This window comes from Mesobacillus sp., from assembly GCF_049588175.1.
Classification (GTDB): domain Bacteria; phylum Bacillota; class Bacilli; order Bacillales; family Cytobacillaceae; genus Mesobacillus.
Window position 1 is genome coordinate 1 of record NZ_JBAVFI010000769.1, and the last position, 7,450, is coordinate 7,450.

Genomic DNA, 7,450 nt, shown 5'->3' on the forward strand with positions numbered 1-7,450 from the left:
ATGTAACATGGCAAATAAAGTGGAAAAACTAAAAATCAATTATAAGACTTTAGAGGAATTCAAGAAATTCAGGGAGTATGGCCATCAAGAGCTTTCCATGCTCGAGGACCTTGAAGCGAATATTGTTGAAAATGATAGCGACTCACCTTTTTACGGTATTTATTTTGGCGATAAGCTTGTTGCAAGGATGAGCCTCTATCAGGTTAAGAAACAATTTGACCGTTACTTTGAACCGGCTCAAGACTATCTGGAATTATGGAAGCTGGAAGTTCTCCCAGACTATCAGGGTAAAGGATATGGCAAAACACTGGTTGAGTTTGCGAAAGGCTTTGGCTTGCCAATTAAGACTAATCCACGTGTTAAATCCCAGGATTTCTGGGACAAAATGGGCTTCACTCCAGTCCACTATGATATGGAAAGGGACCGTGGCGAAAATCCGCTTGTCTGGTACCCGGCTGGAGTAACGGAACAAGTTCAATAGAAATGCGTTAGCGCCTTTTTAAGCGGAACAAACACCTGCCGAGAACCCGGCAGGTGTTTGTTCATTTCTACTTTTCTACCTTCTCAAGGCTTCCTTTCGGTTCAACCTGGAATTTGATTTTCTGTTGTTTGTCATCTTCCCTCGGGCCAACTCTTTTCCTCGCCCGCTCCATAATATCAATCAAAGCGCGATAATCTTCTTCCATTGATTTTAATTGGGTTTCTAATTTTTCATTTTCAGCAGACAAGTAATAGATTTGCTTTTCAAGGCCGCGGATTTTATCTTTATGATCATCGAGGCTTTCTTTGTTTCCGGATGCCGTCCCCGCTTTTTCATAGAGGTCATCAAGATATCGTTTCACCTGCTGCAAGCTGATAGTTGCTTGCTTTTCTTCTGATTCAGGTGAAGCTGCCTGAGCCTCAGACACTGGCGCAGTAGCCTCTTCAGCCTTTTCAACAGGTTTGGACTGCTTCTTGGCTTCCTTCCTCTGCTTTTTAGCCAGCTCAATACCAGACTTGTATTGCTTCCTGACGCAGGAATTCCAGCGGAAACCACAGGCTGCGGCAGTCCGGGAGAGCTGTTTCCCTACTTCCTCAAAAGCTTTTAATTGTGTTCCCCCCTCCCGGATATTGCGCAATACTACTTCAGCCAGCAATAAATCTTCATCTTGTGACCAGGCATCCTGACGGGTTAATGGCATCAGAAAATCCCTCCTATTGTTTTTTATTCATTCATATGCATCTGCTAGGAAAGATAGACTGATTACATGCCATGTGACTGTTAATTATTTTTATTTTTTTGGTGCATAAATTCGTCCACTTTTTTGTGGTGTGCCTCTCCTTCCCACAACACAGCACATCTGGCAGCCTCATCGTTCATTCTTTCTCTCATGGATAATAGCTCCCACTTTTTATTTAACAAAGATTTATAGGCTTCTAATACCGAAGTTTCTTTTTCTAAGCTTTCTTTTAAAAATGAGAGACATGCTTCCATTGGGTCGCCTTCATACAGATCATGCAGGAACCCTATCTCCCTTAGTTCAACTGCTGTATGTAATTTTGCATCCAAAAGCATTTTAAGAGCACTAGGCTGTTGAAGTTTTTCTAAAAGCAGCGTTCCCCCACCCCAACCTGTCGTAATAGCCAAATTGGCTTGGACGAACCCAGCTTTCATGCCGTTTATCCCAATCCGGAAATCACAGGCAGAAGCTATTTCACATCCTCCGCCAACAGTTGTGCCATTTAATATAGCAATGGTCGGTTTCGGGAGCACAAGAATTTTATATAGAATCCCTGCCATCCTTGACAGCATTCCATATGCCTGCTCCTCTGTCTTAAGGAGATGAAATGCCGCTAGATCACCTCCAGAACAAAAAGCCTGGCTGCCAGCCCCAGTGATTGCGAAAACTTTAACATCATCAGCAGATGCCAGTCTGATCGCTTCTTCTAGTCCATTCATTACCTCAAAATTTATCGCATTTCTCCTATCAGGCCTATTTATTATAAAAAGTAAAACACCTTCATTTTCTTTTGATATTATGTATGGTTCCATGCTCACCCTCCTAAAAACTAGTCTTGTTCCATTAAATTTTATCAATTTTCCGTAAAATGAAAAAGCAATGTTCTTCCTAAATGTATTTTTCATAAGAAAACAAAAAAAGCACAGGGACGCATGAGCATCCTGTGCTTTTTTGTACAGAAAATTAGTTGTTTACAACTTCTTTTCCTTTGTATGTTCCGCAAGCCTTACATACACGGTGAGCAAGTTTCATTTCACCGCAGTTTGGGCATGCTACCATACCCGGAACCTGTAATTTAAAATGAGTACGGCGTTTTCTTTTCGCAGTTTTAGACGTTCTTCTAAATGGTACAGCCATTCTTCCCACCTCCTTAAAGAGAATAAGAAAGTTTATGAAGGCCAGTCCATTCTGGACCTCCACGCTCTTTTTTAATCGATTAATTAGTCAGAGGAATCAGATTCCTCAAAGAATTTTGCAAGTCCGGCAAGTCGGGGATCAAGTTTTTCAGTTTTTTCCTGTTTCTCGATAACTTCCCAATCCTTACCTGACTGGGGTGCGCCTTCCTGACCAGCGCTATCATCACAGAATACCTGTATTGGAACTTCCAGCAGCAGGATTTCTCTGATGATTGGTTCAAGATCAATGACATCGCCTGTTACTTGATAAACTTCCTCATCAGCCTCGTAATCGTGGCTGTTCAAAAGGAAAGTTTCAGTGGTTTCAACATCAATTGGAAAATTTACGTCAACCAATGTCCGGGAACATGGAAGGATAAGATGGCCTGCAATCCGAATATGGAACGTCACTCTCGTGGCACTTATATCGGCCCTTCCAGTGAGGTGAATCGGAGAGACCTCACGGATCGTGGGATCTGTTTCCTTAACCGAATCCATCCGGACTATCTCGTCGATCAGAAAGTCCTTGTTTCGATGTTTTTGTATCTGACTTATTGTCCATTTCATAGAATCACCCCAAGGCAACAAAGGTAATTATAGCAACTCGTATAATCATTTGTCAATATTTTTTCTTTACACTATAATTTACATTAATACTATAAATTAAACATCTAGATATTGCAATCCCATATTACCACGAAGGAGCACTATAATGAAAGCTGTTGGCGTTGTTGTTGAATATAATCCTTTCCATAATGGTCATCTTTTTCACCTGCAGCAGGCAAAAGGGCAGTCTGGTGCTGAAATAGCGATTGCGGCTATGAGCGGAAATTTTCTGCAGCGAGGCGAACCTGCCCTTGTTTCAAAATGGGCAAGGACAAGAATGGCTTTGTCTGCCGGTGTGGACATCGTTTTTGAGCTTCCCTATCGATTTGCCACCCAGCATGCGGAAGTCTTTGCAGATGGAGCAGTTTCCATCCTCTCCTCAGCCGGCTGCAGCACACTTGTTTTCGGGAGTGAATCAGGAGATTTGGGTGCATTTGAGCGGACTATCTTGTTTCTCGAAAAAAACAACGAACAATTCCAAGAGAATATAAAGTACTACACTTCGAAGGGAAATAGCTATCCGAAATCCATTTCTCTTAGCTTCCAATCATTATCACCATCAGAAACATTCATCGACATATCGAGTCCAAACAACATCCTTGGCCTTCATTACATACAAGCAATTAACAAGCAGAAAAGCAGGATGCTTCCTGATACGATCACGAGAAAAAGCGCAGGCTATCATGATGAACATTTTTCGTCAGCTACAATAGCCAGTGCAACTAGTATAAGAAAAGCTTTATTTGGAGCTTCTGGAGAAATGGATACTATAAAAAGTCTTGTTCCTTACACTTCTTTTGAACAGCTGTCCGAATACAAAGAAAATTTCGGCGGATTTCAGTCTTGGGAAAACTACTGGCCTTTGCTTAAATATAAATTGCTCCAAAGCAGCCCTGCGGAAATAAGAGATTTTTATGAGGTTGAAGAAGGCCTTGAAAACAGGCTGTTATCCACCGCCGCTTCGTCAAGTTCCTTCCATGAATTTATGGAATCCATCAAAACAAAACGCTATACCTGGACCCGACTCCAAAGAGTCTGCCTTCATATCTTAACCAATACAAAAAAGGATGAGATGAAAAAACCGCAAAACACCGTTAATTATTTACGATTGTTAGGAGCTACGGAAAAAGGAAGGGAATATTTAAAGCTCTATAAGAAAAATTTCACTCTCCCTGTCATATCAAAACTTTCTGCTTATTCTGATCCAGATCTTGACCTTGATATTAAGGCATCAAGAATCTATGCACTCGGCCAGAATGGAGAAGGCCAAGAAGAACTTCTTCGCGAAGAATTTTCTAGACCTCCAATAATGTTGTAACAAGCTGTTAACAGCTACATTGTCCCATATGTAACTGGCTTTAAGCATAAGAAAAAACAAGCTGACAAAATCAGCTTGTTTTTTCTTTTAAATTCTCCAGGTATATTACTGCATCCTCGAAGGTGTCGATCGGTACGATTTTCATTTTGGTTTTGATATCCTTCGCAGCAATCATTGCTTCTTGATAATTTGAGTCCTTCGCACCTTCTTCATTAGGCGCAAAAAAGATTTCTGCTCCAGCCTTGTCTGCAGCGACTACTTTTTGCTGGATACCGCCGATTCTGCCTACGATTCCATCAGGTGTAATTGTACCTGTGCCAGCAATTTCATAACCTTTAGTCAAGTCCTCTTTGGTTAGCTGATTGTATATTTCAAGTGAGAACATCAAACCTGCTGATGGTCCTCCAATTTCTTCTGATTGTACCGTGACATCTGGATCAACGTCGATTTCTTTGTCATCTACTAACTGGATACCTACAGCAGCACGATTGCTCCCATCCTCTAAGGCTTGAAGCTTTACTTCTGCCTGATCCGTCTTTCCGTTACGTTTAAATGCTAGCTTGACGACATCTCCTGCTTTTTTGGAGCTCACGTATTCAATAAACTCATTTGAAGATTTAAATGCTTTTCCATCGATTTCAAAAACATGGTCTCCTGGCATCAGCTTTCCTTCCGCTGGCATTCCAGGCATTACCCTGAGCACATAGACTCCCTTATAAGTGTAATTTACAGGAATTCCCGCTTTTGTATATGCAACTTCGATTGCCGAGGTTTTCGAGTCAGCCATCATATGGAGCTGACGTATATTATATTCTTCATCTGACTCATCCTCGGCCCGGATATCTTCTAGAGGATATAATTCTTGGTATTTGCTAAACTTTGCGATGATATAAGCATAAATATTTGCCCGTCCCATCCTTACAGTTGTCAGCATGAAGTTTCCCTCTTCCTCAAAACCGCCTTCAACGTCGATAATGGGCTCTAGTTCTTTCGCCATTCCTGGCTTCGTGACATAATAAGGCAAATAATATAGGGCACTCGCCAATAAAAGTATAGCTGCCAAGACGGACAGCTTGATAGATGTTTTTCTTTTCATTCTGTCTGGGACTCCTTCCACTGCTCAATACACTGTTTTATCTTATCAACATGCTTCTTTGCTTCTTCTTCACCTATTGCAATGATTTCTTCTATATTCGTAAAAGCTTTCGAATTATACATTTCTACTCTAGGCCTGATCATCACATCAGACGCAATCTCTCGGTTGGCGACTAGCTCCATTTGCATAATATCAATACTTTGAATAATTACATCGAAAATGGAGGTGATATCAACATTTACTTTTACATGGGAGACATCAACCGCAACCACGAGGTCAGCTCCCATTTCCTTGGCAACAGAAACAGGAATTCTGTCTACAACCCCTCCGTCCACAAAGAGCCGCCCATCCAATTTCTCCGGGACAAAAATACCAGGGATCGCGATACTTGCCCTGACAGCTTCTGCTACCGGCCCTTTCTTAAAAACAACCTTTTCTCCCGACATCAAGTCTGTTGCCACTATCCCGATTGGAATATCGAGCTCTTCGATTGTTTTACCATGTGTAAAGATCCTAATTAACTCTTTTACTCTTTTTCCAGCAATAAACCCCATTTTTGGCACGGTAAAATCCAGGTAATACTTCCGTTTAAAAACTCTTGAAAGCTTATACAGCCTGTCAATGTCAAGACCGGCTCCATAAAATGAAGCAACCAGAGCTCCCATGCTGCTTCCTGCAATCAAATCAATGGGGATTCCCTCTTCTCTTAATACTTTTATTACACCCAGATGGGCAAATCCTCTTGCGCCACCTGAACCAAGGGCTAAACCTACCTTTGGACGCGGCAAAGCTTTTTCCTCCCTTAAATCCTATATTTTAACCATACAAACTAAACTTGGTCTAATTTGCTGTTCAGCGAGTATATTGATTTATATGAGGACAAGGCTGACAACTGCACATTTATTTATGAACTTTCCCTCAGGTATGTGGGGGAGTATTCAAGGATTAGATAGGGTCATCTGCTCGAAACAGACCGAATTGTTCAACTTATAAAACAGCCGGGGTGGAAAATTCCCTTCTAACGAAGTATTACTTTATTTTACCACTGATTAATTAAGTTTCACAGCTACAGACCACCAAAGGGAGGGTGAAAGGTGCTTAAATCCAGATTAAAAACATTGTTCCTTGCAGCCTCTGTCACGTTAATGGCTGCATCTTTAATATCTTTTCCGCAGGAATCCTTTGATGCGTCGATCAGAGGATTAAATATGTGGTGGGAAATCGTCTTTCCTTCCCTCCTCCCTTTTTTCATTGTTTCAGAAATGCTGATTGGTTTTGGTGTAGTCCGGTTTATTGGTGTCCTGCTCGAACCTTTGATGAGACCCTTATTTAAGGTTCCGGGTGTTGGAGGATTTGTCTGGGCAATGGGCATGGCTTCCGGCTACCCTGCAGGCGCGAAATTGACAGCGCGCCTCAGGCAGGAAAAGCAGCTGACAAAAATAGAAGCTGAAAGACTTGTATCCTTCACCAACTCATCCAATCCGCTGTTTATTTTTGGAGCTGTATCAGTGGGCTTCTTTTATAATGTACAGCTTGGAATCATCCTAGCGTTGGCACATTATCTGGGAAATATCAGTGTTGGGCTGATTATGCGATTTTATGGAAAAAACGAGGAAAGTCTTGATAAAGAAAAAGAGTCAAAGCTATCTATTCGATCCGCCTTCGCAGCCTTACACAGGACAAGGATCCAAGACAACCGCCCAATCGGCAAGCTGCTTGGTGACGCAGTAACATCATCGATTCAAACCCTGTTAATGATCGGCGGTTTCATCATTTTATTCTCGGTCATCAACAAGCTCTTATTTCACTTACATATCACAGCTTTTCTAGCCCATTTCATTGAGATTGCATTAGGGATGCTTGGGATGACTGAAATGCTCAGCATGCCATTTATTTCAGGTTTATTTGAAATTACCCTAGGCAGCCAGATGACCAGCCAGGTTCAGGATGCTACTCTCATGCACCAGGCAATCATCACGAGCTTTATTCTCGCTTTCAGCGGTTTCAGCGTACAAGCACAGGTTGCAAGCATCCT

9 protein-coding genes are annotated in these 7,450 nt (G+C 41.8%); 3 read left to right on the forward strand and 6 right to left on the reverse strand.

The window, feature by feature from the left end:
- The first annotated feature begins 7 nt into the window (after positions 1-7).
- Positions 8-481, forward strand: a complete 474-nt coding sequence (locus tag WB217_RS18565; RefSeq protein ID WP_423994818.1) for an N-acetyltransferase — start codon at positions 8-10, stop codon at positions 479-481.
- A gap of 67 nt (positions 482-548) precedes the next feature.
- On the opposite strand, the gene WB217_RS18570 is transcribed toward WB217_RS18565, so the two are convergent.
- The 4 genes from WB217_RS18570 to WB217_RS18585 all read right to left on the reverse strand — a co-directional run bounded on the left by WB217_RS18570 (position 549) and on the right by WB217_RS18585 (position 2,962).
- Positions 549-1,181, reverse strand: a complete 633-nt coding sequence (locus WB217_RS18570; protein ID WP_423994807.1) for an RsfA family transcriptional regulator — start codon at positions 1,179-1,181, stop codon at positions 549-551.
- 80 nt (positions 1,182-1,261) lie between these two features.
- Positions 1,262-2,125, reverse strand: coding sequence for an enoyl-CoA hydratase/isomerase family protein (locus WB217_RS18575; protein WP_423994808.1), 864 nt, complete (start codon positions 2,123-2,125; stop codon positions 1,262-1,264).
- 58 nt (positions 2,126-2,183) lie between these two features.
- The gene (gene rpmF, locus WB217_RS18580; protein ID WP_041965520.1) at positions 2,184-2,357 is read right to left on the reverse strand and encodes a 50S ribosomal protein L32; all 174 of its coding nucleotides are present in this window, start codon (positions 2,355-2,357) and stop codon (positions 2,184-2,186) included.
- Between the two features lie 83 nt (positions 2,358-2,440).
- Positions 2,441-2,962, reverse strand: a complete 522-nt coding sequence (locus tag WB217_RS18585; RefSeq protein WP_423994810.1) for a YceD family protein — start codon at positions 2,960-2,962, stop codon at positions 2,441-2,443.
- A gap of 145 nt (positions 2,963-3,107) precedes the next feature.
- Here WB217_RS18585 and WB217_RS18590 point away from each other — a divergent pair, with 145 nt between their 5' ends.
- Positions 3,108-4,319: a nucleotidyltransferase gene (locus WB217_RS18590; protein ID WP_423994812.1), complete on the forward strand. Its 1,212-nt coding sequence runs from the start codon at positions 3,108-3,110 to the stop codon at positions 4,317-4,319.
- 70 nt (positions 4,320-4,389) lie between these two features.
- On the opposite strand, the gene WB217_RS18595 is transcribed toward WB217_RS18590, so the two are convergent.
- On the reverse strand, positions 4,390-5,415 hold the full coding sequence (locus tag WB217_RS18595; RefSeq protein WP_423994813.1) for a SepM family pheromone-processing serine protease: 1,026 nt from the start codon (positions 5,413-5,415) through the stop codon (positions 4,390-4,392).
- A complete protein-coding gene (locus WB217_RS18600; protein WP_423994815.1) occupies positions 5,412-6,203 on the reverse strand; it encodes a patatin-like phospholipase family protein in 792 nt (263 codons plus the stop codon). Before WB217_RS18600 ends, WB217_RS18595 begins: the two co-directional genes overlap by 4 nt.
- Before the next feature lie 306 nt (positions 6,204-6,509).
- Between WB217_RS18600 and ylbJ the strand changes: the two genes are divergently transcribed.
- Positions 6,510-7,450: sporulation integral membrane protein YlbJ (gene ylbJ / locus WB217_RS18605; protein WP_423994816.1), on the forward strand; the 941-nt coding region annotated here is incomplete at its 3' end.